The organism is Kribbella orskensis (assembly GCF_004342085.1).
Lineage (GTDB): Bacteria > Actinomycetota > Actinomycetes > Propionibacteriales > Kribbellaceae > Kribbella > Kribbella orskensis.
This window is the reverse complement of record NZ_SLWM01000031.1, coordinates 39767-62832: the sequence shown is the minus strand read 5'-3', so window position 1 is coordinate 62832 and position 23066 is coordinate 39767. Positions and strand designations below refer to the sequence as shown.

Annotated in this window: 31 protein-coding genes and 4 pseudogenes; 14 read left to right on the top strand and 21 right to left on the bottom strand. The window is 65.1% G+C overall.

Annotation, left to right across the window (positions count from 1 at the left end; translation table 11 throughout):
• The 3 genes and pseudogenes from EV644_RS44965 to EV644_RS40210 all read left to right on the top strand — a co-directional run.
• Positions 1–243: pseudogene (locus EV644_RS44965) on the top strand (hypothetical protein); the annotation flags it as partial.
• A gap of 42 nt (positions 244–285) precedes the next feature.
• A complete protein-coding gene (locus EV644_RS40215; protein ID WP_132196308.1) occupies positions 286–1419 on the top strand; it encodes a hypothetical protein in 1134 nt (377 codons plus the stop codon).
• A 101-nt stretch (positions 1420–1520) separates the two neighbouring features.
• Complete coding sequence (locus EV644_RS40210; protein ID WP_132196306.1) at positions 1521–2117, top strand: hypothetical protein; 597 nt, start codon at positions 1521–1523, stop codon at positions 2115–2117.
• 86 nt (positions 2118–2203) lie between these two features.
• Here EV644_RS40210 and EV644_RS40205 read toward each other — a convergent pair whose 3' ends face one another.
• The 3 genes from EV644_RS40205 to EV644_RS40195 are packed head-to-tail and all read right to left on the bottom strand — an operon-like array spanning position 2204 to position 4008.
• A complete protein-coding gene (locus tag EV644_RS40205) occupies positions 2204–2572 on the bottom strand; it encodes a hypothetical protein (protein WP_132196304.1) in 369 nt (122 codons plus the stop codon).
• Entirely contained in the window at positions 2569–3075 is a 507-nt protein-coding gene (locus tag EV644_RS45760) for a recombinase family protein (protein ID WP_242001040.1), read from the bottom strand. The genes EV644_RS40205 and EV644_RS45760 overlap by 4 nt, the downstream gene beginning before the upstream one ends.
• On the bottom strand, positions 3076–4008 hold the full coding sequence (locus tag EV644_RS40195; RefSeq protein WP_132196302.1) for a LysR family transcriptional regulator: 933 nt from the start codon (positions 4006–4008) through the stop codon (positions 3076–3078).
• Positions 4009–4134: 126 nt separating this feature from the next.
• On the opposite strand from EV644_RS40195, the gene EV644_RS40190 reads away from it, so the two are divergent.
• The 4 genes and pseudogenes from EV644_RS40190 to EV644_RS40175 all read left to right on the top strand — a co-directional run bounded on the left by EV644_RS40190 (position 4135) and on the right by EV644_RS40175 (position 5260).
• Positions 4135–4416, top strand: a complete 282-nt coding sequence (locus EV644_RS40190; protein ID WP_132196300.1) for a hypothetical protein — start codon at positions 4135–4137, stop codon at positions 4414–4416.
• Between the two features lie 51 nt (positions 4417–4467).
• Positions 4468–4728, top strand: a complete 261-nt coding sequence (locus EV644_RS40185) for a hypothetical protein (RefSeq protein WP_132196298.1) — start codon at positions 4468–4470, stop codon at positions 4726–4728.
• A gap of 11 nt (positions 4729–4739) precedes the next feature.
• Positions 4740–5030 (top strand): annotated as a pseudogene (locus EV644_RS40180) (methyltransferase domain-containing protein); the annotation flags it as partial.
• Positions 5027–5260 (top strand): hypothetical protein, encoded by a 234-nt coding sequence (locus EV644_RS40175; RefSeq protein WP_132196294.1) that lies wholly within the window; start codon positions 5027–5029, stop codon positions 5258–5260. The pseudogene EV644_RS40180 and the gene EV644_RS40175, both read left to right, overlap by 4 nt.
• Before the next feature lie 114 nt (positions 5261–5374).
• Here the strand turns inward: EV644_RS40175 and EV644_RS40170 are convergent, their stop codons facing one another.
• Together EV644_RS40170 and EV644_RS40165 are read right to left on the bottom strand one after the other, a co-directional pair.
• Positions 5375–6688 carry an adenylate/guanylate cyclase domain-containing protein gene (locus EV644_RS40170; protein ID WP_132196292.1) on the bottom strand — a complete coding sequence of 438 codons (1314 nt, stop codon included), beginning with the start codon at positions 6686–6688 and terminating at the stop codon, positions 5375–5377.
• A gap of 109 nt (positions 6689–6797) precedes the next feature.
• Positions 6798–7031 carry a hypothetical protein gene (locus EV644_RS40165; RefSeq protein WP_132196290.1) on the bottom strand — a complete coding sequence of 78 codons (234 nt, stop codon included), beginning with the start codon at positions 7029–7031 and terminating at the stop codon, positions 6798–6800.
• Between the two features lie 236 nt (positions 7032–7267).
• Here EV644_RS40165 and EV644_RS45755 point away from each other — a divergent pair, with 236 nt between their 5' ends.
• Complete coding sequence (locus tag EV644_RS45755) at positions 7268–7480, top strand: hypothetical protein (RefSeq protein ID WP_199240297.1); 213 nt, start codon at positions 7268–7270, stop codon at positions 7478–7480.
• A gap of 39 nt (positions 7481–7519) precedes the next feature.
• Here the strand turns inward: EV644_RS45755 and EV644_RS40155 are convergent, their stop codons facing one another.
• The gene (locus EV644_RS40155) at positions 7520–8179 is read right to left on the bottom strand and encodes a class I SAM-dependent methyltransferase (protein WP_132196288.1); all 660 of its coding nucleotides are present in this window, start codon (positions 8177–8179) and stop codon (positions 7520–7522) included.
• Positions 8176–8805, bottom strand: a complete 630-nt coding sequence (locus tag EV644_RS40150; protein ID WP_132196286.1) for a TetR/AcrR family transcriptional regulator — start codon at positions 8803–8805, stop codon at positions 8176–8178. Before EV644_RS40150 ends, EV644_RS40155 begins: the two co-directional genes overlap by 4 nt.
• 74 nt (positions 8806–8879) lie before the next feature.
• Between EV644_RS40150 and EV644_RS40145 the strand changes: the two genes are divergently transcribed.
• The gene (locus EV644_RS40145; RefSeq protein ID WP_132196284.1) at positions 8880–9092 is read left to right on the top strand and encodes a hypothetical protein; all 213 of its coding nucleotides are present in this window, start codon (positions 8880–8882) and stop codon (positions 9090–9092) included.
• Positions 9093–9206: 114 nt separating this feature from the next.
• Here the strand turns inward: EV644_RS40145 and EV644_RS40140 are convergent, their stop codons facing one another.
• The 10 genes and pseudogenes from EV644_RS40140 to EV644_RS40105 form a co-directional block, all read right to left on the bottom strand.
• Positions 9207–10079 carry a universal stress protein gene (locus EV644_RS40140; RefSeq protein WP_132196282.1) on the bottom strand — a complete coding sequence of 291 codons (873 nt, stop codon included), beginning with the start codon at positions 10077–10079 and terminating at the stop codon, positions 9207–9209.
• Positions 10080–10082: 3 nt separating this feature from the next.
• A complete protein-coding gene (locus tag EV644_RS40135; protein WP_241999368.1) occupies positions 10083–11291 on the bottom strand; it encodes an NAD(P)(+) transhydrogenase (Re/Si-specific) subunit beta in 1209 nt (402 codons plus the stop codon).
• Positions 11246–11515 (bottom strand): NAD(P)(+) transhydrogenase (Re/Si-specific) subunit beta, encoded by a 270-nt coding sequence (locus EV644_RS46955; RefSeq protein WP_241999367.1) that lies wholly within the window; start codon positions 11513–11515, stop codon positions 11246–11248. Before EV644_RS46955 ends, EV644_RS40135 begins: the two co-directional genes overlap by 46 nt.
• 11 nt (positions 11516–11526) lie before the next feature.
• Positions 11527–11838, bottom strand: a complete 312-nt coding sequence (locus tag EV644_RS40130; RefSeq protein WP_132196280.1) for an NAD(P) transhydrogenase subunit alpha part 2 — start codon at positions 11836–11838, stop codon at positions 11527–11529.
• A complete protein-coding gene (locus EV644_RS40125; protein ID WP_158293081.1) occupies positions 11816–12376 on the bottom strand; it encodes a Rossmann-fold NAD(P)-binding domain-containing protein in 561 nt (186 codons plus the stop codon). The genes EV644_RS40130 and EV644_RS40125 overlap by 23 nt, the downstream gene beginning before the upstream one ends.
• A gap of 53 nt (positions 12377–12429) precedes the next feature.
• Positions 12430–12798, bottom strand: a complete 369-nt coding sequence (locus EV644_RS40120) for a DUF779 domain-containing protein (protein ID WP_255511462.1) — start codon at positions 12796–12798, stop codon at positions 12430–12432.
• Between the two features lie 20 nt (positions 12799–12818).
• Positions 12819–14049, bottom strand: a pseudogene (locus EV644_RS40115) (aldehyde dehydrogenase family protein).
• Positions 14050–14122: 73 nt separating this feature from the next.
• Positions 14123–14233, bottom strand: a pseudogene (locus EV644_RS48235) (aldehyde dehydrogenase family protein); the annotation flags it as partial.
• A 529-nt stretch (positions 14234–14762) separates the two neighbouring features.
• Positions 14763–15218, bottom strand: a complete 456-nt coding sequence (locus EV644_RS40110; RefSeq protein ID WP_132196274.1) for a PPC domain-containing DNA-binding protein — start codon at positions 15216–15218, stop codon at positions 14763–14765.
• Positions 15205–16608, bottom strand: a complete 1404-nt coding sequence (locus EV644_RS40105; protein WP_132196272.1) for an XRE family transcriptional regulator — start codon at positions 16606–16608, stop codon at positions 15205–15207. Before EV644_RS40105 ends, EV644_RS40110 begins: the two co-directional genes overlap by 14 nt.
• A gap of 441 nt (positions 16609–17049) precedes the next feature.
• Between EV644_RS40105 and EV644_RS40100 the strand changes: the two genes are divergently transcribed.
• Positions 17050–17631, top strand: a complete 582-nt coding sequence (locus tag EV644_RS40100; RefSeq protein WP_241999366.1) for an XRE family transcriptional regulator — start codon at positions 17050–17052, stop codon at positions 17629–17631.
• Entirely contained in the window at positions 17631–18107 is a 477-nt protein-coding gene (locus EV644_RS40095) for an NUDIX hydrolase (protein ID WP_132196268.1), read from the top strand. The genes EV644_RS40100 and EV644_RS40095 overlap by 1 nt, the downstream gene beginning before the upstream one ends.
• On the opposite strand, the gene EV644_RS40090 is transcribed toward EV644_RS40095, so the two are convergent.
• Positions 18090–18668: an HD domain-containing protein gene (locus EV644_RS40090; protein ID WP_199240296.1), complete on the bottom strand. Its 579-nt coding sequence runs from the start codon at positions 18666–18668 to the stop codon at positions 18090–18092. The genes EV644_RS40095 and EV644_RS40090 overlap by 18 nt on opposite strands.
• A gap of 54 nt (positions 18669–18722) precedes the next feature.
• Positions 18723–19460: a helix-turn-helix domain-containing protein gene (locus EV644_RS40085; protein ID WP_132196266.1), complete on the bottom strand. Its 738-nt coding sequence runs from the start codon at positions 19458–19460 to the stop codon at positions 18723–18725.
• Positions 19461–19628: 168 nt separating this feature from the next.
• Between EV644_RS40085 and EV644_RS40080 the strand changes: the two genes are divergently transcribed.
• The 3 genes from EV644_RS40080 to EV644_RS40070 all read left to right on the top strand — a co-directional run bounded on the left by EV644_RS40080 (position 19629) and on the right by EV644_RS40070 (position 21537).
• Positions 19629–19988, top strand: a complete 360-nt coding sequence (locus EV644_RS40080) for a hypothetical protein (RefSeq protein WP_132196264.1) — start codon at positions 19629–19631, stop codon at positions 19986–19988.
• Between the two features lie 153 nt (positions 19989–20141).
• Positions 20142–20942 carry a class I SAM-dependent methyltransferase gene (locus EV644_RS40075; protein ID WP_132196262.1) on the top strand — a complete coding sequence of 267 codons (801 nt, stop codon included), beginning with the start codon at positions 20142–20144 and terminating at the stop codon, positions 20940–20942.
• A gap of 130 nt (positions 20943–21072) precedes the next feature.
• Positions 21073–21537: a hypothetical protein gene (locus EV644_RS40070; RefSeq protein WP_199240302.1), complete on the top strand. Its 465-nt coding sequence runs from the start codon at positions 21073–21075 to the stop codon at positions 21535–21537.
• Here EV644_RS40070 and EV644_RS40065 read toward each other — a convergent pair.
• Positions 21480–21653: a helix-turn-helix transcriptional regulator gene (locus EV644_RS40065; RefSeq protein WP_241999370.1), complete on the bottom strand. Its 174-nt coding sequence runs from the start codon at positions 21651–21653 to the stop codon at positions 21480–21482. The genes EV644_RS40070 and EV644_RS40065 overlap by 58 nt on opposite strands.
• Before the next feature lie 410 nt (positions 21654–22063).
• On the bottom strand, positions 22064–23056 hold the full coding sequence (locus EV644_RS40060) for an ArdC-like ssDNA-binding domain-containing protein (RefSeq protein WP_132196258.1): 993 nt from the start codon (positions 23054–23056) through the stop codon (positions 22064–22066).
• Positions 23057–23066 lie beyond the last annotated feature (10 nt).

Below are 23066 nucleotides of genomic sequence, written 5' to 3'. Positions count from 1 at the left end.
TACAACCATGACCACCACCACACCGGGATCGGGCTGCACACCCCCGCCGACGTCCACTACGGCCTCACCGCGGCCACCGACCGCCACCGCCACCAGGCCCTGGCCGCAGCCCGGACCGCGAACCCCGAACGGTTCACCACCACCGCGACCCCGGCCATCCTCAACCTGCCCGACACAGCCTGGATCAACCCACCCATCCACGAAACCCAACAAAACAAGACAGTTCAACGGACCGCCGCGTAACTCCCGCTGGCCTCAACCACCTTGACAAATTCCGATCCCGCGATGAAGATGATGGCCTACGCTCAAACTGGCGCGGCAAGCGATGCATATCTTGACAAGCTGCGCGCACTTGGGATTGCCGTTGAGGCACCCGCGGATGACTCCGACTCGGACGGATTCGTCGAGTACGTCATGGGACACCGCAACTGGATCACCATTCAGAACCGCTGGGCCGATGAGCACATCCTCGAAGACAGCCCCGCCGCGATCAGTGGGCTGCACTTGGGTCAGTACTACCGGACCGACAGGCACCTCGCACACGAAGAGCCGATCGTAGTCGTCGTGGGAGACACGGTCGACGACTTCTGCTTCTACTACTCGTTGTCTCGTCTTCACGATGGAGTGTTCTGGTTGCCGGTCGCTTGGTTGAACAGCGCCTACAAGCGTTCCGCACAGAACCGCCGCAGACAAGCAGCCGGCGAGCCACTTGCCTCGATGACTGAGGAGCAGCGCCTCGTGCGCTCCATCGCCAGCCACCTCTGGACCCAAATCGGACCGGGTCGCGAAGCTGAGCGAATCGAGCTTCGGAGCATGAGCCTGAGCCAGGCACAACTGCGATCGCGGAAGACTCAGATCGCGGCGCTAAGTATCTTCGGAGTGGACCAGCGCTCGGCGGCTGTCGAATGCAAAGAGATCGTAGCGACCTCCACCGCGTGCACGTGCTCAGTGATCGAAGAGAACAACTACGCGACCTACCGCGGCGCGGTCTTCATCGATGGGGTCGGGGTCAGTCCGATTGACACACCGAAGCCGAAGAACTTCAGCAAGATTCACGTTCCAGGACACTACTGGATGACGTCTCTCGAGGTGGAGGGCTACATGCCCCCGTCGCTTCCGTACTTGGGCACAGAGACGATCAAACTCCAGGGCTTCGGGCAAGTACGGGTCGCGAACGACGGACTGGCCTACCTGTGCCCGGGTAGTGCATATTTCGGCGGAGACGTCGACGTCGTGACCGTACGTCCTCGGCTGACATTGCTCGACGACCTGACCATCATGAGCCGTTACTTCGGCGACTCAGCGATCAAGGTGAAGTACTCGGACAAGGGAAACTACGTCCTGGACACCGTGCGCCGATTCGGTGGCCTGAACAAGCAGGCGAGTTCATCGGCGCCAGCTCAACACGCAGTGTCCTGAGCCGCTATACAGACAAATCCAAGAGGGGCAGTGACAGCAGCACGGTTCACCTGACGACGGATCAGCGTTCCTACCTCAACTTCGAGGCGTTCTATCAGGCGATGAACAACAAGGATCGGGCCGCGGACCTGATCGACGACCTCGTCGGGCGAGACATCCTCGAACGGGGTCTCATCCTTCAGTGCGAACGCTGCCGGTTGTCGTCCTGGTACAGCCTCGAGGTCCTGACAACACTCTTCCAGTGCAATCGCTGCGGGCTGACTCAGCAGTTCAGGCGATCGCACTGGAAGAGCCCCTTCGAACCGCACTGGTACTACCGGCTCGCCGAGACGGTCTATCAGTGCTTCTCCCACAACTCGCATCTCACGATTCAGGTCTTGCACAGGCTACAAGCAGCATCCGAGCACGCGTTTCACTTCGCTCCAGAGCTGGACCTCGAGATCCCGGGAGAACAGCCGAAGGAGATCGACATCGCGTGCGTGGCCGACGGCAAGATCATCATCGGTGAGTGCAAGACGGAGCCTCTGCGCCCATCACACATCACGAAGTACGAGCAACTCGCTCACACCTTGAACAGGAAGCCGGACCGGTTGGTCTTCGCGACCAGCCAGCCCGCTGTCAGCGAGGACTTCGAGAGTCATCTCGGGAACCTACGGGGCGGTGAAGTCATGACCTTCGGGGACCTGTTCGACGATTAGCCGCCTGGTGTCATCCTCATTGGGGGATACCCCGTCTCAGGTTGATGGCGTCCAACTCAGGTCGAGTCCGCGGGTGGCGAGCAGATCTATCCCACCATGCCGGTGCGGCACAGTGCCTTCAGCTGCTCCAGCGTGAGTTCCTGGGTGCGTGAGGCGGCCGGGCTACTGACCCAGTTGAAGACCTTGTCGCTGGGTAGCGTCTCCCGCTCTTTCGCTACAACGCCGTAACCGTCGGCCTCGACGATCTGCTCGATCATCGCGGCCAGATCGCTCGGCCCGCTGCCGCTATAGCCGCGTCCGTTGACCTCGGGCAGGATGTGCAGGATGCCATTTTCGAGGCGGACCCACTGCATGTCCGCCTCGTGGTCAATGATCAGGCTATAGAGCCGTTCGTTTTTGGGCAGCTCAAGCGGCGCGAAGGTGTAGTGCGTCCAGTTCTCGATGTTGCCGGTCACGGTGCGGTAATGGCGGGCGACCACGGGGAGCTGAGTGATGTTGTCGCGGGAAGCGCGCCAACAGACGCATCCGTCGCCGGCGATGGCGTTCGGGGAGTCGGGGTCGTCGTAGACACAGGGTCCCATAGCGCGCGGGCTTCTTTCCCGCCGATGAGTGCAACATGGAGCGCGTCCGGTTCGCAGTCGTCGACCCGCCGCACGCCGCGGGCTGCGAGGGAGTCGCCGATGTCGCGGGCGTCGGGCACGGACCGGGCGAGGCGGTCGAGTTTGGGGACGACGAGGGTGTCACCGGGTCGGACTGCGGCCAGCGCTTGGTCGAGTCCGGGCGGTCGCGGTTGGTGTCGGTGAGGCCGTGGTCGAGGTAGATCCGTTCGGCGTCGACGCCGAGCTCGAGCAGGGCTTGGTGCTGGGCGGTGAGGTCTAGTTTGTCGGTGGAGCAGCGGGCGTAGCCGATCCGGATCGCGGTCATGATCCTGCTGACCCGGCAGCGCGTGGAGTCGCACTCAGGTGGTGGCTCCGCTGCTGGTCCGCAGGGGTCGATCAGGGTGGTTGGCACCTTTGGCGGCGATGGCGTTGACGAGGGCGGCGAGCTCTGCGTGTGCGCGGGAGTCTTTGCGCCAGGCGGCTTCGTAGCCGATCAGCACGGGTTGGTCGTTGTGCTGTAGCTCGCGCGCCGAGTGGCCGGGGTCGCTGAGCTTTGAAACGGGTAGCAGCGCTGCACCAAGTCCGAGTTGACTCCATTCCTCCAGCACCTGATAGTTGGCGGCTTCGCCGGGATACCGATGCAGAGGGATACCTCTGTCGGCGAACAGGTCAACGGTGAATGCGGTCAGGCCGCATTGGTCGGGAACGAGGATGAGGGGATCGTTGCCGAGGGAGTCAAGCGTGATCGGCCCGCTTGGCGGACCGCTGCTGTGGCGCGCCGGCGGCTCGAGGATCACAACCGGTTCGGTGTAGACCACTTGTTGAACACAGCCGGGGATGGTCGATACGGCCGGCATCAGTGCGAGGTCGAGTGCCCCGCTGAGCAGAGCCTCTCGCAGGGTCATCATGTTGGCCTCGCGCAGCAGCAAGGTCCGTTCGGGGAGCAACTCACGCGAGGCGGCGAACGCGCGCGCGACGAGGCCGGAGTCGATCAGCGGCGAGACACCCAGGCGGATCGCCTGGCGAGCCCGGGTGCTGGCCTCGCGGGCGCTATCGGCGAGGGCATCGATCGAGCTGATAGCGGCTGAGATCAGCGGCAGCATCTGTTTGCCAAACGGCGTCGGGGACACGCCCTGGGTCGAACGGGCATACAACTTGCCGCCCAGGGCTGCCTCGAGTTGAGCAATCCCCTTCGACAGCGAAGGCTGACTTACGCGTAGCTCTCGCGCAGCGGCGCTGAAGGACCCCGCCTGTGCGACCGCTTGGGCGTATCGAAGGTACTCGACGTTCATCGCAGTCCATTCTCACCGGCTATGGCGATCATAGCCAACTTCAGTCTACCGCGAGCAGACATCCCCGCGTAGAACTGTCAATGCTGCAACCGTGCAGTGAACTCAAACCCCAGGAAGGATATAGCGATGGCCTATCTCGAAATCACGCTACGGATCGATCCGACGGATCGCGCTGCAGCTGCTGGTGTGTACAGCAAGTTCAAGAAGCCGTTCCTCACTGACGTGCCGGGAGCCCGGTCCAAGGAGCTTCTGGTCCGAGACGAGGACGTCCAGGTCCTGCACGGATTCGAGTCCGTGACCCACGCGAACGACTACCTCGCCAGCGACCTGTTCACTGCCGACGTGGTCGGCGAGCTCGCACCCCTCCTCCAGGCAGACCCCGACATCCGCGTCTTCGACGTCGCCTAACGGCGGGAGAGATCGGTCTCCTTGTCGATCGATCTCTCCCGAAAGGACCCCATGCATACCTCATCCACACCTAGAACCCCCGCGGCCGACGCAGGCCGAGCCGGCGTCGACCCCGAGACGCTCCGCGCGGAGACCCGCGCGGAGTACGCCGAGGTCGCAACCAACCCCGACGGCGCGCTCCACTTCCACACCGGCCGCCCGCTCGCCACCAAGCTCGGCTACGCGGCGTCCATCCTCACCTCGCCGCCCGACTCGGCGATAGCCAGCTTCGCCGGCGTCGACAGTCCCTTGAAGGCCGGGCACATCCGGTAGGGGCCTGCGTCCTCGATCTGAGCTCCGGCGGTGGCTTCGACTGCTTCGGCGCGGCCAAGCTGGTCGGCCCGACCGGTCAGGTTGTCGGCGTCGACATGACCACCGACATGCTCGACCGGGCACGGCGCGAAGCGTCCCGGCTGAGCCTGCACAACGTCGAATTCCGCGCTGGCACCCTCGAACAGCTCCCCGTCGACGAGGACTGGGCCGACGTCGTGATTAGCAACGGCGTGCTGAACCTCGTCGCCGACAAGAGGCTGGTGCTGCGCGAAGCGCTCCCCGCCTCCGACCCGGCGGGGTGATCCAGTTCGCCGACATCGCCGCCGGCAAGACCGTCCCAGCGGCTGCCCGCTGCGACATCGGACCGTGGACCGATTGCATCGCCGGCGGCCCCTCGCTCGACGAGTGGACCGAAGCCATCGCCGCCGCAGGGTTCGTCTCCGTTGCAGTCGGCTCCCCCACCGACACCTTCGCAGGAGCCGCCGGCGGGCCCCCCCACACCGGACAGGTGCCGGGCATTCCAGGGGCATGAGCAACCGGCACACGATCGTCACCACCCGGATCGGCGACCTCACCCTGGTTGCCTCGGGCAACGCCTCGACCGGTTTCCCGCTCGGGAGACCGGCCTGTTTCGTGAGCTGAGTGACTATTGGCCCGGCGGCATCTCCTCCGCAGCCTTGCCGGCCCGGTCGAGCAGGAAGGTCTGCATCGGGCCCTTTCCCTTGACCTCGATCGTGCCACGCGGCCGCACCGCGAACTCCGGACCGAGCGCGGCAGCCACTCGCCCGGTCACCTGGATCTCGCCGGGCAGTCCATGGGACTCCATCCGGCTCGCCGTGTTCACAGTGTCGCCCCACAGGTCGTAGATGAACTTCCGCCGGCCGATCACACCGGCTACCACCGGTCCCGAGTCGATCCCGATCCGGACCGCGAGCCAGCCCTGCCCGGGGCGGGCGGCGATCAGGGCGATCTCCTCGCGCATCGCGAGCGCCGTACGAGCGACCGCCGCCAGGTGGTTCGGCCGCGGCTCCGGCAGCCCGCCGACCAGCATGTACGCGTCCCCGATCGTCTTGATCTTCTCAACGCCCGCGGCGTCGGCGAGCCGGTCGAACGCGGAGAACACCTGGTCAAGCAGCGCGACCACTTCCGCCGCCTCCATCATCGCCGACCGTGCGGTGAAGCCGACGATGTCGGCGAAGAGCACACTCACCGCATCGTAGTGCTCCGCGATCACCCCAGGCTCGGCCTTGAGGCGCTCGGCGATCGGCACCGGCAGCACGTTGAGCAGCAGCCGCTCCGAACGCTCCCGCTCCAGCTGGAGCTCCCGGTGGGCGCGCTCCCGCTGCTCGACGAAGTAGCTGAGCATCACATAGGCACTCACCATGACGCCCGCGACGTTCAGCACCAAGAACGTGACCACGAAGCCGGTCGGCAAGAGAGCCGCCGGGGATTCTGCGAGCCGGGCATCGACCAGAGCGAGCACGACCAACTCGACGAGAAACGCCGCCAGCCACGGCACGGAGCGCCGGGTACCGAGCAGCGCGAGCGCCGCCAGTGGCGTGCACATCGCCCACAGGATCATCCCGCTCGAGGCCACGAAGCCGCCGAGCGAGACCTGCAGCAAGGCAGGCAGCACCAGGAACGCCACGAGCTGCATGGTGCGGAACGTGCCGAAACGCCGCGTCCGAGCCAGCACGACCAGCCCGATGACGGTGATCACCTGGTACAGGCCCGGGATCGCCGCCGAGACCGGGTCACCGTAGGCGAGGTAGGTGGTCACCCAGATCGTCGAGAGCGCGGCGACCAGAACCGACAAGAAGATGAGCGTCCCCTGCCGGAGCCGCTCGTCGTGGGAGTCCTCCGGCCGAGCGCCGAGATCGGACAGTCGCATCAGCTGGCGTGCGACCGCCCGCCTCGGGCTAGGCCCGGCGGCGCCAGGATGGACCCGTGACCCGGTCACCGGCCGATCCTATGCGGCGCGGTCCGGCCGCGACAGCCACCGAATGTGCCTTCGCAGGCGGCAAAGGCCGGGCGGGCGTGAGCGCGGTGACACGCACCGGCCGCGCCGGCTACTCGTCGTTGAGGGCCGAGTGGCAGATGGGAAGAGTGACGGCGCCGAGCGCGGAGGTGAGGACGAGGCCGGGCATGGCGAGGCCTTGGTCGCGGGTCCAGGCGTTGGTGACGGTGATGGCTGTGATGTACGCGACGAAGAGGCTCACCAGGAAGCAGCTCAGGACGCTGATGCCGTCGGCGGTGGGTTTCTCGAGCCTGGTGTGGTGGCGCCACTGCCAGAGGGCAGTCACCGCGATGAGTACGGCGACGCCATCGCGGGGACGGCGCGGTACGGCGAGCCGCAAGATGCCGGTGACCGAAGTCGTGGTGCATCCGCTGGGTCAGCTCGCCGACCGCATCGGCCGCAAGCCCCTGATCGTCACCGGCATGCTCACCCAGGCGGCAGGATTCGTCATCGCACTCGCCCTGCTCGACACCCCCTCGTGGCCTGAATTCTGTCTGCGGTCGCTCTCGGACTCGCACCGCTATGGTCTACCCGGCGCTGATCGCATCGATCTCCGATCACGCCCACCCGACGTGGCGCGCCAACGCCCTCGGCACCTACCGCTTCTGGCGCGACATCGGCTGCGCAGCCGGTGTCCTCGTCGCGGGGGTCCTCGCCGACGCGATCAACCTCAACTCGACGATCATCGCCGCCGCAGTTCTCACCGCCGGATCGGGTCTACTTGCCGCGCTGTGACTGAAAGACCAACCCGCTCGGTGAACATGCGGGCAGAACTCAACTCTGGGAAGGCTCGACTGGCTTCACGGCGTGGATCCGTTCGACGGTGCCAGCCTTCAAGCGTTGCGTCTCCACGACTTCGAAGCCGCCGGCCTGCACGAGCGGTAGCTGGCGGCGGGTGAAGTGCTCGCCGGCCAGGCGGATCGTGAGGCGTTCGGCGAGCCATTGCAGCGCATAGACCGGTGGCCAGGTGCTGCCGATGTGGTCCAGGAGGAGCAGATGCCCGCCGGGAACCAAGACGCGGCTCATCTCGGCGATCGCCCGTCGGGGATCTGGAATGGTGCACAGCGACAGCGCACACACGACCGTGTCGACGGATGCATCCTCGACCGGCAGGTTCGCTGCGTCGCCTTGGCGAAGGTCGGCGGCGATGCCCAGCTCGGTGGCACGGTCGCGAGCAATGGAAAGCATTTCGGTGCTGAGCTCGATACCCGTGAGCTTCACGTCCTGGGGGTAGTGCGGGAGGTTGCGGCCGGTGCCGATGGCAACCTCCAGCACCCGACCCTGTGCGCGCTCGGCCAGCCACTCGCGGCCGCCGGCGAACTGGATACGTTCGAACAACGCGATCTGCTTGTCGTAGCTATGTGCCGCCTTGTCCCAGACGCGCTGCTGCTTCGCAGTCGGCGTCTCGCACGTCTTCGGCTTCGTGTCGGTCATGGCTGAAGTCCTTCCGGTGAGGTTGGTGGTAGGCGGCAGTCCACCACGGCACCGCCGCCGGCTTCGACCACGCCCATCACGACGCGGCGGACCCGCGCGGCCGCGTGTTCAGGGTCGGGCTGGCCGGCGTCGAGCCAGGCGATGATGGCCTCGATCGCGACCGTCGGTGCGAGCTGGGAGGCCCAGCGCGCAAGCCGGGGATCGCGCACGACGGTGGAGATCTGCAGGTGAGCGGCAGCGGCGATGTCGGAGCGGAACTTCTCGATCCGGTCCTTGAACTCCGGCTCCCGCAGCGCATGCATGAACAGCAGGCGGAACCCGGCCGGAGACTCGACCGCCGCAGCGAGGAGACCGTCGATGCTCTCATCGGTGAACCCGCCGACCGGTTCCGCGACATGAGCCTCGAGCCGAGCACACATGCGATCCAGAACCGACTGATACAGCTCGTTCTTGGAGTCGAAATGCCGGTACACGATCGCCCGGGTCACCCCGGCCGCCGCCGCGATGTCATCGAGGCTGGTCGCCACAAAACCCGACCGCACGAACGCCTCCGTGGCCGCGGCCAAAATCTGCTCGCGCCGCTGCTCACGAGTCAACCGCCGCGTCGGCTGGTCCGAAGGGCTCACGCACTCTCCCTGCTCTCAGATGTATCCTCTAACAAGTACATCTCAGAGTATACTTCAGGCGCAAGGGTCCGCCGATGACTCCTGGATCCACATCCCAGACACGCTCGACGACAAGCTCCGGCTTCGCCAACGTCGCGGGATCGTCGAGTGCGTCGACGGCCTTTATCCGCTCGGCCGCGCATGGCAGCACACCACCCGGATCCGCCCGGCTCGGCTTCGTCCAGCACGACGCCGCATGGCTAGCCGACCAGATCACGACCCGCGCGGCTTCGCTGACCGGCGAGTAGGCCAATCCCTGGCCGACTTGACGAGTTCAGTGAAGGGCTAGTGTGCTGCCCAGCGTTGTCCACGCGGCCATGGCGAACCTCCCACTGGTTACTCGCCGACGAGCGGATCGACGGTTACCGCGACTTGTCGATTGCGTCGTGCACGATGGCGAGTGGCGTTGTCGCGTGGTGCAGGACTCCGCGGGTGACCGAACCGAGCAGCATCGTCGAGAGGCGCCTGGCGTGGACCGCGCCGACGACGATGAGTCGCGCCTGCGAGGCGTCTGCTGCTTCCAGGAGGTTCTCGACGGGATGTCCTTGGCGGAGTTCGAGGTGGATCTCCAGGCCCGGACCCTGCCGGCGTGTCCGTTCGGCGATGGTTTCGAGGTGTCGCTGTGCGGTTCGGAGATGGCGTTCCGTCGCGGCGATGTTCAAGTGGGCGACGTTGTAGATGGGCGGAAGGTGCCAGACATGCACCATCCGGAGCGGCACGTGTCGCTCGGCGGCGAGGACGACAGCGAATCCGATGGCGTCTTCGTTCTTATCCGAGGCGTCCACACCGACCAGGACCGGGGCCTGCTGTCGAGGGGCTTGCCAGTCTGCGGGCACTATCACCACAGGCTCTTGTGCCAGGTTGGCCACTGCTTCTGAGGTGGAGCCGATCAAAAGCCGCTTGAAGCCTCCCAGACCCCTGCGACCGACGACCAGCATCTCGCTGTCGGCCGCCAGCTTGGCCAAGGTGGACGACGGTAACCCAACTGCGAGCTCGGCTACCGAGGTGGCGGCGGCGCTGCTGTTGTTCAGCAGCTGTTGTACGTCCTCGACGAGTCGTTCACCAGACGACTTGAGCACCTCCGGTGCATCGCTCGAGTCATGCAGCTGGTCGACGACGTGGATCGCGCGGACAGGTACGCGTCTCACGGCGGACTCTTCGCAGGCCCACTCCAGTACGCAGGCGTCGCGCCAGGACCCGTCGATGCCGACATAGATGAGGTGCTGCGCGTCCATGGTTCACCTGCGGATTCTGAGGGGAGAGATCAGTTCATGGTCAGCTGATGAGTGTCTTGGCGGCCTGGGCGATGTCGTTGAGGGCGGACTTGGCGTCGTTGAACAACATCCGGGTCTTGGGGCGGTGCAGAGAGGGTTGTCGATGTCGGCGTACCCGTGGCCCATCGACCGTTTGACGACGATCACCGTGCCGGCCCTGTGGGCGTCGAGGATGGGCATGCCGTAGACGGCCGAACCCGGCGTACGGGCGGCTGGGTTGACGACGTCGTTGGCGCCGACGACCAGGGCCACGTCGGTGTGTCCGAAGGCGCGGTTGGCGGCGTCGCGGTCGAGCATCTGCTCGTAGGGCACGTGGCCGGACATCCGTCCGGCGACCGGGTGGATCGCGTAGGAGACGGTGATCCCTCGGGCGATGAGGGTGTCGGCCAGATCGACGAGTTCGCTCTGCGCACGGGCCGCGGCCAGACCGTACCCCGGAACGACGATCACAGAACCGGCGTAGGCGGGTTGCAGCGCGACGTCGTCGGCGGTGACTGATTGAACGGCGCAGCTGTCGGCGCCAGTGACGCTGGGGGGCGCGGTCTGGTCTCCACTGCCGAATCCGCCGGCGATGATGTTGCCGAGCGATCGGTTCATGGCCTTGGCCATCAGCGCTGTGAGGATCGTGCCGGAGGCGCCGACGAGGGCACCGGCCGTGATCAGGACTGTGTTGCTGAGCAGCAACCCTGCCATCGCGACGGCCATACCGGTGCAGCCGTTCAGCAGGGACACGACGACGGGTATGTCGGCGCCGCCGATCGGCAGCACGAAGGTGACGCCGAGGACGGTCGTAGCCAGACCGGCTATCGCGAGCGCCCAGCCAGGGCTGGTTCCGGCGATCGTGAGAAGTGCCGCGGCCAGCACGGCGACCGCGAGCACGAGGTTGACGCCACGGGCGCCGCGGAAGACCACCGGCCGTCCCGGGACGAGGCCCTCGAGCTTCGCGGCGACGAGGGAACCGGTGAAGGTGAGGGCGCCGATACTGATGTCGGCGACCTGCACGAAGCCGGTTCCGCCGCTGATCGCGCCAAGCCCTGCTGGTCGTTGCTGTGCGTCGACGATCGCGACGAGCGCAGCGGCGCAGCCTCCGACGGCGTTGAACAGACTGACCAATTGGGGCATGTCTGTCATGTTGAAGCGGCGTGCCGCGGCGAATCCGGCGACTCCGCCCACGACAGCGTCCGCGGCGAGGGCGACGAGCCCCCCGACGTGTGCGGTGCCGTGCCGTCGTAGAGAAGTGCGATGACGCTCGTCGCCAGTGCGAGGACCATTCCCGCGCCGGAGGCGAAGTTGCCACGTCTGGCGGTGCGTGGAGAGTCAATCAGGTGCAGGCCGATGATGAACATCGCCGCCGCGGCCAGATAGGCGAGGTGTCGGCCGGTCTCGAGGTCAGTCATGGCGAAGTCCGTCAGGTTGGTCGGTGATTGCGGGCGGTGTGCTTCCGTGGTCGAAACATGGCTAGCATCCGATCGGTGACGACGTACCCTCCGGCCACGTTCGCGGCGGCGAAGGCGGTGGAGACGAACGTCAGTAGGTAGCTCCCGGTGGCAGCGGCCCCTGCGGCGATCGAGACGGTGCCGACGATGACGATGCCGTGGATCGCGTTGCCAGCCGACATGAGCGGCGTATGGAGGGTGACCGGAACCTTGCTGATCACCTCGATGCCGACCAGGACGGCGAGGACGAACACCGCCAGATCAGCGAACAGGCTGTAACTCATCACGAGCCTCCTTGACGAGTACCTGGTGTTCGTGGGTCAGCACAATGCCGGCCTGCACCGGGTCGCTGCGATCGATCGAGACCGCACCGTTGACGAGTAGGTGGTCCGCAGTGGCAACGATGTTGTGCGAGTAGACCGACGACGCGGCCATCGGAACGGGCGAAGCGAGGTTGCGGGCGCCGATGACGGTGACGCCGTTGGTGGTGGTGATCGTCTGCTCCGGTACCGAGCCGGCGACGTTGCCGTCCAGGTCCCTGGCGGCTAGATCGATCACCACGGAGCCGGGCCGCATCCCGGTGAGGGCCTCGTCGGTGACCAGTAACGGTGGGATTCGGCCGGGAACCCGCGCCGTCGTGATCACGACGTCCGCGTCAGCTAGAACTCGCTGCCTCGAGGCGATGCGAGCGCCGGATGCCGCGTAGTCGGAGTCGGTCGCACCGGCATCGGACTCGACGAGTAGGTCGACGCCGGCCGAGCAGAGACTTCGGACGCCGTTGGGTACCAGGGCCGTTCGGTGTTCGCCGGGACGTTCAGCCACCACCGCCACCACCGCGGACCGGCGCGTAGCGGTAGAGGCGGACGGCTCCTGACTCATAGTGGCCTTTTCCCTGTATCCGAGGTGGTTGGTGCCCTGTAACGGGTGACGAAGTGCAGATCAGGGCCGGCGGCAAGGGAGAGGCCGTCCGAGTAGCCGGGTTCGACGTCAAGGACCATGTCGGTGTGTGCCCAGGCATCGAGTTGGCGTTGATCGATGTATACCGGGCATCCCATCACCTCGCCGATCAAGATGTCCTGGTCGCCGGTGAGGAACTCCCCTTGCTCGAAACACATCGGGGCGCTGCCGTCGCAACACCCGCCCGACTGGAAGAACATCAGTGGTCCCCGGGCGCCGACGAGGTCCGCGACTGCTCGTTCCGCGGCGACGGTTGCCGTGACTGCTGGGGGCCTACGTCCGTTCACGACCTGCTCGCTTCCGCCCGTCAGAACAGTCCGACGGGATTCTCGTCGGTGCTGACCAGGACGTTCTTCGTCTCGCTGTAGAGGTCGAGCATCATCTGGTGGTTCTCCCGCCCGATGCCGGAGATCTTGTAGCCACCGAATGCCGCGCCGGCGGGGTACCTGTGGTAGCAGTTCACCCAGACGCGGCCGGCCTTGATCTTGCGACTCATCCGGCTCGCGCGGTTGCCGTCACGAGTCCAGACTCCAGCTCCGAGTCCGTACTGCGTGTCGTGGGCGATCGCCAACGCGTCGGCCTCGTCGGTGAAGGTGGCGACGGCCAGGACCGCGCCGAAGATCTCCTCCTGGAAGACCCTCATCTTGTTGTGTCCCTTCAGGACGCTCAGCTCGTAGAAATAGCCGTCGGCGTATTCGCCACCGATGTCCGCCGGTCGTCCGCCGATCAGAACCTCAGCTCCTTCGGCCCGCCCGATCTCCACGTACGAAGCGATCTTGTCGAGTTGCTGCTTCGACACCTGGGGGCCGACCATGGTGGACTCGTCCAGCGGATCGCCTTGCTTGATCGCGGCGATCCTGGCCAGGCAGCGCTCCATGAACCTGTCGTAGATCGACTCCTGCACCAGGGTGCGGGACGGGCAGGTGCAGACCTCGCCCTTGTTGAAGGCGTACAGCACCAGGCCTTCGATCGCTCGATCGAGATAGGAGTCGTCCTGGGCCATCACGTCGTCGAAGAAGATGTTCGGCGACTTGCCGCCGAGCTCGAGCGTCGCTGGATCAGGTTCTGGGATGCGTATTGCATGATCAGCCGGCCGGTGGTCGTCTCGCCGGTGAAGCCGATCTTCGCGACCTTCGGGCTGGTCGCCAGCGCCTTGCCGACCTCGCCGCCCGGACCAGTTACGATGTTGATCACCCCGGCGGGACGATGTCCTGGATGACCTCTGCCAGCTTGAGGATCGACCATGGCGTTGGCGAGGCCGGCTTGATCACCGAACAGTTGCCTGCGGCAAGCGCCAGCGCCAGCTTCCAGGCCGCCATCAGCAGCGGGAAGTTGAACGGGATGATCTGACCGACCACGCCCAGCGGCTCGCGGAAGTGGTACGCCGTGGTGTGATCGTCGATCATGGTGAACCGGCCCTCCTGGCTCCGAGCTGCCGCCGCGAAGTACCTGAAGTGGTCGGCGGCCAGCGGGATGTCCGCGTTCAGCGTCTCCCGCACCGGCTTGCCGTTCTCCCAGCTCTCCGCGACAGCGAGCATCTCGCGGTTTCGTGTCGATCGCGTCGGCGATCCGGTTCAGTACTGCGGCGCGCTCGGACTGACTCGAGCGATTCCAATCCACCGCCGCGCGGTGTGCCGCGTCGAGCGCCTCGTCCACGTCCTCGGCGGTCGACCGTGCCACCTCACAGATCGGTTTGGCGGTGACGGGACTGAGATCGGTCATGTACTCACCATTGTGTGGTGCCACCCACTTACCGCCGATGAAGTTGTCGTGGCGCTCGGCAACTTCCACGAGACTTCCTGCGGTGCCTGGGATGCGTAGATCATGGATCCTCCAGATGCGATCGGGCCGGACAGATCCAGGCTTCGCCGCTCGGGGCGGCACCCGCAGGGCCCGAGGTCACGACCTGGCCGGGACCTTCGGCCCAGTGCGCCTGGCACCTGTCCAGCTTCGTCTTGTCCTGCACCCGAGGCCGACTCAGCGCACCGGGCGCTCTTCTCGCAGGGCGTGGATCGTCGACTTACCGCATTACTGGGGATCTTCGACCCTGCTTCCCAGGTTGTCACCGCCGGTGGTGGCCACGCCGACAACCTCGACTGGTTGACCGAGCGCCTAGCCCTCACCCTCCCTCACCCTCAAGAGTCTCTCCGACCGAGCTCTCGATCGGAGATCACGTTGTGGCCCGGCCGAGCTGTCGCTGCTGGTGAACTTCCTGATCTCGGAGATGGCCAGTCCACCAAACGTCGTCTCCTCAGAACCTCAACAGAGGAACATCAAAGAGATCCTTCTGACGTGAACGCGTCAGCCTGGGCTGGCTCACCTCAACCAGGTACATCTCAGTTAGGAAGTGAATCCTTGCCGCGAGAAGGTGGCTTGTGTGCGCGGTGGCTGACAGTGCCTTGAGGCCCACGGAGACGTGTATATGGGGCTGCACAGTCTCGCTCTCCTCGTCGTATGCGAGGGTCCCAGCGCCGATGGCCTCGATGTTGCTCAGATGGACCGCGCTCCATACCGGCGCATCGGGATCCTCTAGCTGCTCGCACGTGCCGACGAGTTCGACCTCGCGCATGCCGGCGATGAACATCGGGATGAAGCCTTGTTTTACGTCATGTTCGCGGCAGAAGTCGGACAGCGCGGAATAGAAGTCTTCGCCGTGGTCGAAGTGGACTACGAATGACCGGCCCATCGTGACTTCAGCTGCGCGCAAGGTCGTCTCCTTGGAGTGAGGTGGTCTTGTCGAGGTAAGCAACGTAGCGAATCGCCGTCGCGAGGCCTTCGGTGGACAAGAGGCGGCTGCGGGGGCGGGCGATGCCGTCGACGCCGGCGTAGGTGAGATCTCGGCAGCGTCGACGGAACCACGACCAGGGAATGTTAAGGTAGCCGGCCATCGCTTCCAGGCGCCGTGCCGACGTTGACTGGGCGATGATCGACCGGGACGAGCTCCGGTGATCGACTTCGGCGTAGACCGTACGTCGAGACCGTGGAGCGCTGGTCTCGACGTACCAGAGACCGGGTGCTCGGAGGAAGTTCGCGACGATCGCGGCATCGCCCAGGACGAAGCCCTCCACGTCCGCTAGGTCCGGCTCTGCGTTGACCTCGACGGTGATGCCGAAGGCCTCCATGAGCGCGATCGCGAGCAGGAGAACGACGCGCTCGTACCGCGGCGACGACTCGAGCTGGTGCTCGGGAACGCAGAAGCCTCTGCGGGCAGAGGGCAGCGTCCTGGCGGTGTGGCGGAGGTAGTCGAGTTTGTGGCTCCAAAGGAGCCATGAGGCCGCCTCTTCACCGCGTTGTTCTCTGGTCCAGAACATGGGGTGCGGCGAAAGTCGGCTGAGATTTCTCGAGATGTGACTGGCGCAGAAATACGAACCCAGCCATCGCTGGGACACGCTGTTGAGTTCCGGTGCCTCGCTGGTCGTAGCCGCTGAGGCCGTCAGTTGCTCGTAGCGAGTGAGTCCTCGCTGGTACGTGTCCAGTGCCGCGTCGTCGGCCAGGATGGCCGTGTCGGTATTCGTGATTGCCCAGATCAAGCCGACGGTGAAGTCGTCGAGGACGAAAGCCGCCGGGATCTGACCCGGTGTAGGTCGCTGGCCGGCGAACTCTCGGCCGTCGCTCAGGTAGAGGTCGCCCTCGTCGAGGTCGGGTACCTGCGCGATGAGCATCGTCCGGAAGTCAGGGCGGTTCAGTACGGTCGCGGCATCCTCGGTCAACTGCGGCGTGACTCGGCCGTGCTCACCGACCTTGGCCGCGCAGTAGTGAACGACCATGCCCGCTCCGAGAAACGACTGCCCACCAGGAATCTCGAGATACCCAACAGTTCCGAACGGGATCCCCTCGTTCGACGTCGCGGCGGCGATCAACGACTCCTGCAGGGGAAGCGGGACGTGCTGCTCGGCGCGATCCTGCCGCGGAGTACGGCGTCGGTGAAAGCCAAGTTCTTCGGGGCCTGCAACATCGAGGACCTTGGACAGCGCCGATCGGACATGCTCTCTCGGCAACGTGTACCAGCCACGCTCCCAATCGGAGATCGACTTCGCGGTGATGGCACCGACCTGGCCTGTTGATCGGTAGATCTCCGCGTTAACCAGCTCGGCCAAGCTTGCCTGCGACAGATCACCACGTGCTTGACGAAGCAAGAGATTCGGCTGTCGCTCGTCCCTGCTCACGAGCGGCACGTGCCCTGGCGGGACGACTGGCCAGCGCAAGGCGCTGTACCCGGCGAAGGTCCGTCGCTCACACTGCGCCTCACCATCACGCTCTCCTCGTAGCCACACCGCAACGCTGCTACGAAGAGTAAGGACGTCACCACGGCACGGCTAGACTTCTCGTAGACGTCCCGCTTAGGCTGAAGACGTCCCAAGATGTCTTAGGTTAGGTGCATGGCGAACGAACGACTCCGAGCGGCGCTCCTCGAGCGAGGCCTGACTCCGACCGCGCTCGCTGCAGAGCTCAGCGTCGACATCAAGACCGTCGAACGATGGGTCAATGGCCGCACACCCTACCGACGTCACCGGTACGCCGTATCAACCCGGCTCGGAGTGGACGAGTACTACCTCTGGCCGGACGCGCTGCCTCGTGAGCAGGTGGCCGCGGCCTCCGAGAGCGAGATATTGGCAGTTCACCCTCGCCGGTCCGAGGTCCCGCGCGACGCCTGGCGGCGGTTCTTCGAGAACGGTGAGCAAGAGATCGGCGTCCTAGTCTACGCGGGTCTGTTCCTGGCGGAGGACTCAGGCCTGTTGAAGGTCATTCGCAAGCAGGCCGAGGCTGGGGCTCGCGTCCGCGTGCTCGTTGGCGAGCCCGATGATCCGCATATCGCCCAGCGCGGCGAGGAGGAGGGCGTCGGCGACGCGATTGCGTCGAAGATCCGAAACGCCCTGGTTCTTTACGGCCCCATTCGCGGCACCAAGAATGTCGAGTTCAGGATGCATCGAACCGTTCTCTACAACTCGATCTACCGCGCAGACGATCAGATCCTCGTCAACACGCACGTGTACGGCCTGCCGGCCACGCACGCTCCCGTGTGGCACCTTCGCAAGGTTGCGGGCGGTGAGCTCGCGAGCATCTACCTGGAGAGTTTCGAGAGGGTCTGGGATTCCGCAGTTCCGATTTCGGAGGCTTGATGGCGAAGAGGACCGACTACTACGACGACCCGACGGCGCCTGCCGCGAACAGCATGGTTCCATCGGTCAACGTGATGATCGAGAACGAGGCTGGCCAGATTCTCATGATCCAGCGCTCCGACAACGGCAACTGGGCGATTCCCGGCGGAGCCATCGACCTGGGAGAATCCCTGAGCGATGCCGCGATTCGTGAGACTCACGAGGAGACCGGCATCGAGTGTGCCATCACCGGCATCGTCGGCATCTACACAGATCCCAAGCACATCATCTTCTACACGAGCAATGGCGAGGCTAGGCAAGAGTTCTCCATCGTCCTGACCGCCCGCGCGGTCAGTGGCACACCAACAACCAGCTCCGAGAGCACCAAGGTGGAGTGGGTATCGCGCGCTGACCTGGCGGACCGGCAGATGGACAGATCGATGCGGCAGCGAATCGAGCACTACCTCGACGGCTCGACGTCACCGCACCTCGATTGAACGGTCAGCCAGAGAGAGAGCTCGCTGCAGCCGTTCCACCGTCTTGTGAGTTGCCGCGCGTAGAAGCGGCGCGGACTTTTGAATCGAACGATGGACGACGTGCTCAGCGGGATACCGCTCCAAAATCTCGTCGAGGCGTTGCTCGATATCGACCACCTGCCCGTCGACCGAGGCCGTCATGTCGCAGTAGGTGAGGGCTTCCAGATGGCCGCAGGGTGGCGGTTGAAACTCAGACGTGGTGGCAGGCAACCCGCGTACTTCGGCCTCCACCTCCGCGCCAGTGTGATACGCAACAAGCCGACAGATCATCTCGTCCGCATTGGTCTCACCACGGAGGTACCGAGCACCGTCGACGGGGTGGAAGCCGACACGGGCGATCGTCTCGGCGTACCCGATGTCGTGGAGCCACGCAGCCGACTCGATCAGTGCCGCGTCTTCGCCAAGAATCGAAGCCAGGCCGCGCGCCCGGCTCGCGACGCCCTGGGTGTGCGCCCAGCGGCGGGGAAGCGAATCACAGAGCATCTGTCTCGCGAGAGACATTGCCCAGTCAGGATCGATCACGCTCCCGACGTTACGTCCACTGCAAGGCTGCGGAACAGGGGCCTCCGGCAAGTCTTACGGCATCTTGTCCGGAGGCGTAGCGCCGGCCCAGATTCGTCCGAAGCTGTCCAGATAGAACCCGTACATCTCTCCTCCGGACGCCTTGCGAAGGTGGTAGGTCGGAGCCTGGGCCGCGGGAATCCCGTAGATGTGCTGATTGACGAGCAACTGATCATCGGCTCGGTAGAGCGAGTTGTACAGCACGGTGTCGTGTAGCCGCAGCTCAACCCCCGGACGCCCGAGCAGCGGGCGGAGCAGAACCAGAGCGTTGCGAACCTTCGCGGCCAGAGCCACACCGATTCCCTCCTCCCGGCCGCGCTGGGCAATGTGCAGGCCGTTCGGATCCCCTAGAGCGATCCGAACGCGAACCCCCGCGTTGGCTCGCTCACCGATCAAATCAACCAGCTCGAAGTTCTCTGCGAGGAACAGGGCTGCGAAGGCCAGGACATCGATCTCTTGCTTCGCACCGGCGAAAAGCGAAGTCCAGCCCTCCCTGTTGATGGCTGACCTGCGCGGATACACAGCAACGATCTCCGCCGGCCGAGACTTCGACGCCTCCAAAGCCTCGAGCTGGGGCCACAGCTGATACTCGTCGACCTCCAGCAGCCGAGCCAATACTCCGCGATGACGTGGATAGGGCATCCGGCCCTCGAGCCAGCGCCTCACAGTCTTTGGATCGACCTCCATCCGCGATGCCAGATCCTCTTCCGACAGGCCCGCTCCAAACATCGCGCGCCGAAGAATGCCGTTCACCCGTTCTCCCACCTGACACCTCGAGACGTCCCTAGTCGTCCCACTGAGGTTAACACAAGAAGTCCCTAGACGTCCCAACGGAGAGTATTGGCGTCCTTACTCGATCGCCCACTGTTGAGCCAGGCCCTGACTTCGCCGGGCATCACGACTTTCCAGGTGGAGCAACACGTGAGCAGTGAGCTTGAGACGTACGCAGACAGTCCGGTTGCCAGGACCACGCCGTCCGCAGTCGGATATCTACGCCGCGATCTCCTGGGCACAGACGACGAACTCGACCGGGCCAAGATCGCTCTGGCGGTTTTCGCTCAGCGTGTGGGCCTTCGGCTGTCCAGCGTGTACGTCGAGCAACTGGATCAAGGCGACCTCGACGGCCTTCGGCATCTGGTCGACTCCGCCTTGGACGGGCATACAACGGCTGTAGTCGTGCCGAACCTGTTCCACTTCATGGGCCTCGGTCATGTCGGCGGTTTTGTAGCCGCCTTCGAACACCTCACCGGCGCCCGAGTTTTGACGATCGCCTCCTCCTGACCGGTGTCCTCGACGCACTGCTACCGGAGCTCCCCACCGGCTGCACCCCGAATCCGAGGACACCGCCTTACCGGTGGGCGCACGCGAGACCCCGCTCCGCGTGCGCCCGCCGCTCCAACATTCGAAAGGCTGTCAATGTCGACCGTCGAGGTCATGGAACGCATTAGGGCGCACTACACCCAACAACACAACGAGGTGGCGCGGCTGACCTCCACCCTGAAGGGCCGGCTCGAGCTGCAAAGAGTCCAGGATCTGCTCAGCGCCTACCTCCCATCAGCGCCAGCGCGAGTTGCCGACGTCGGCGGAGGTCCGGGTGTTCATGCCAAGTGGCTGCAAGACCGCGGTTACGACGTAACCCTGCTCGACCCCATCGAGCGCCACGTCGACGAGGCACGCGCGACCGGGGTGAACGCCGTACTCGGCGACGCCCGCCGTCTGCCGTGGCCGTCAGAGAGCGTGGACGCACTCCTTATGGCCGGGCCGATCTACCACCTTCGCGAGCCATCAGACCGAGGGCTAGCTCTGCGTGAGGCCGCACGGGTGCTACGTCCCGGAGGGCTGATCGCAGTCGTCGCCATCAACCGCGCCGCGAACCTGATTGGCTCGACTCTCGCCAACACGCTTACTCAGCGGCTCTCCGTCGTGGAGGAGATTCTGGAGACTGGCTACAGCGAGGCGAACGAGCGCATGGCTGAGACGTGCTATCACTCCGTTGCCCAGCTCCGCGGTGAGCTCGCACAGGTCGCCTCAGCCGTCACGGTCCATGGGCTGACGGGCCCCGGCGGCTGGCTCACCATGATTGCTGACGCGCACTTCTCCGATTCAGCGATCCCGACGACCTTCACCGATCCCGATCCTTTGGAAACGGCGCTCCTCTGCACTCGCCTGGCCGATCGGCACCCCGAACTCGTCCACTCCAGTTCCCTCCTGTTCGCGGTCGGCCGACGTGCCTGACCGCCGCACCCGCACGCAGATCCGGACTGCAGTCGAATACGTGAATCACGGCTGGCCGGTCTGCCGTCTTGCGGTCCCACGCGGCGGCCGCTGCCCGTGTCCTCTGCGGACCTGCGTTGATCCGCATCTGATGCTCAAGCAGCCACTGGCAATCACCACCGCCGACCAAGTCCATGCGGCTTGGTCGCAAGGCGTCTGGGGCATCGCGCTAGTCACGAAGCCATTCGACGTGTTCGAGGTGCCGGCGGCGATAGGGGCACCTCTCCACCATCTGCTGAAGACCGCGTGCCCGACGGCCTTCCTACCTGCAACGAAACGCTGGCAGTTCTTCGTCGCGCCAGGCTCGATCGCGCTCGAGGTGGCCCAATCAGTCGGTGGCGATCTTGTCAGCGGGGCATCCAGGTGGGTGCCTGCTCCAGGAACGTGGACCGAGGCAACCAGTACGACGCGCTGGCTGGTGCCGCCGTACATAACTCATTGGACGCCGTACGTGCGTCGCGACCCCATCGACATCGTCATCGGCTCTGGCCCGGCGATCTACTCGTCCTCGTCATCGGGTCTCGCGAACCAGTCGTACACGTCTCCAGCCCTGTAGCGCACGTACCGTCCAACCCGTCTGCCGCGTGGACCATAGTTCCTAGTGCGCCAGGCGTAGATCGTTTGCTTCGGCACGCCGAGGTATGCGGCCACCTGGTCGATGGTCCACAACATCTCTCGATCGTCAGTCATGGCCATTGGGATCTCCTGCCTCATCGGGCGGCGACGAACTTGCCCTGCGTCGCGTGGTACGGGGAGGCAGATCCGCGTCCGATTGGTGATCGACCTCCGATTGAGCCTTCACCACCCGGCGTATCTCGCGAGTGCTCCAGCCCAGGATCTCGGCAGCCGCCTCGGCCGACCCGCAGACCCGCGCGAGCTCCGCCGTGTCTGCCGAGGCGCTGGCCTCTGCCTTGGCAACGCGATCGTCATCCCTCTGCGCGGCCGCCTCGCGTGCCTTGATTGCTCGGTCCACCGCCGCGTGTGCACGTATCGCTCGACCTGTTGCAGCCTCGATCCGTGCCTGACGCTGCCTGGCCCGGCGGAGTGCCGCGACGCGTTCGCTTCCACTCATCGTGTTCTCCTCAAAGCCCTGGGCCGACCGGTTCGGCGCTCGCGCCATCCGCCTCCACGGCCAGGCCAAGCGGATCGCGTCTGACGCGGCGAATCGGCCTCACTGGCGTGCCGTCAGACTCGGTTGACTCGATGAGATCCTGAGCTGCCTCGACGACCCTCTGGCCGGTCTGTTGAAGAACCTTGTCCGGAGCCTTCGGATCGACCGAGGCTGCCCAACCCGCGATGTAGGGAAATGAGGCACCCTCCATCGTCATGCCGTGGCGGGTGAGTAGCACGTACGCCACCGATTCGGCCTCCACCTCGCGTGCGCCCCGGCACATGATGCTGCCGGCCGCTGCGACCTCCTCAGGAGAGTGCATACGCATGTGGGCGACCTCGTGAGCCAAGCGGGCGACCGCAGTCACCCCGTCTAGGTGGTCGCCGATGACAATCTGCCTGTTCAGATGGTCCGTGTAGCCCTCGACAGTCGGATCCCCGGTAGGGCCGACGGACAGCTCGAATCCATCAGCTTCGACTTCCCTGGCGAGCGCATCCCAGAGGCCAGAGGGAGCAGAACCGATTACAGCTTCCGGCACCGGCGGACGAGCGAGCGGCTCACCCACTGTCTGCGAGATGTCGAAGACCGATGTCACCTTGAAGCCGACGAGAACACGTCGATTCCTCGGCTGGTTCTTCGGAGTCGATGAAGTCCTCTCGCCTTCGGGAGTCCTGCCGTCCTCACCAACAGCATCCTTCTGAAGAACGTAGATCGGTGCCAGGATCCTAATGCCGGCTTCACCTCTCACCACCTGGCGATCTAGCTTCTGCCAGTCGCGGTATCCCGCGACGGTGGTAGCGGCCGGCTTCTGGAGCATGATCAGGATGACGTTTCGGAAGCTGTACCGATGGAGCGTTGCAGTTGCCTTGAGCCACCGCTGCCAATCCTCGCCGGACTTCAGCCGACGCATCGCGTTTTCGATGCGCTGCTGCAGCTCTTCGGCGGTTGCCTTCGACTCAACCACTGTGCCTCCC

Excerpts from the sequence above, each read along its gene's own strand:
- EV644_RS40095 (WP_132196268.1), top strand. The coding sequence starts at position 17,631 with ATGGCGAAGAGGACCGACTACTACGACGACCCGACGGCGCCTGCCGCG.
- EV644_RS40210 (WP_132196306.1), top strand. The coding sequence starts at position 1,521 with ATGAACAACAAGGATCGGGCCGCGGACCTGATCGACGACCTCGTCGGG.
- EV644_RS40195 (WP_132196302.1), bottom strand. The coding sequence starts at position 4,008 with ATGAACGTCGAGTACCTTCGATACGCCCAAGCGGTCGCACAGGCGGGG.
- EV644_RS40070 (WP_199240302.1), top strand. The coding sequence starts at position 21,073 with ATGCTCAAGCAGCCACTGGCAATCACCACCGCCGACCAAGTCCATGCG.
- EV644_RS40145 (WP_132196284.1), top strand. The coding sequence starts at position 8,880 with ATGACTCCTGGATCCACATCCCAGACACGCTCGACGACAAGCTCCGGC.
- EV644_RS46955 (WP_241999367.1), bottom strand. The coding sequence starts at position 11,515 with ATGACTGACCTCGAGACCGGCCGACACCTCGCCTATCTGGCCGCGGCG.
- EV644_RS40155 (WP_132196288.1), bottom strand. The coding sequence starts at position 8,179 with ATGACCGACACGAAGCCGAAGACGTGCGAGACGCCGACTGCGAAGCAG.
- EV644_RS40185 (WP_132196298.1), top strand. The coding sequence starts at position 4,468 with ATGCATACCTCATCCACACCTAGAACCCCCGCGGCCGACGCAGGCCGA.
- EV644_RS40065 (WP_241999370.1), bottom strand. The coding sequence starts at position 21,653 with ATGTTGTGGACCATCGACCAGGTGGCCGCATACCTCGGCGTGCCGAAG.
- EV644_RS45755 (WP_199240297.1), top strand. The coding sequence starts at position 7,268 with ATGGTCTACCCGGCGCTGATCGCATCGATCTCCGATCACGCCCACCCG.
- EV644_RS40130 (WP_132196280.1), bottom strand. The coding sequence starts at position 11,838 with ATGAGTTACAGCCTGTTCGCTGATCTGGCGGTGTTCGTCCTCGCCGTC.
- EV644_RS40140 (WP_132196282.1), bottom strand. The coding sequence starts at position 10,079 with ATGGACGCGCAGCACCTCATCTATGTCGGCATCGACGGGTCCTGGCGC.
- EV644_RS40075 (WP_132196262.1), top strand. The coding sequence starts at position 20,142 with ATGGAACGCATTAGGGCGCACTACACCCAACAACACAACGAGGTGGCG.
- EV644_RS40190 (WP_132196300.1), top strand. The coding sequence starts at position 4,135 with ATGGCCTATCTCGAAATCACGCTACGGATCGATCCGACGGATCGCGCT.
- EV644_RS40215 (WP_132196308.1), top strand. The coding sequence starts at position 286 with ATGAAGATGATGGCCTACGCTCAAACTGGCGCGGCAAGCGATGCATAT.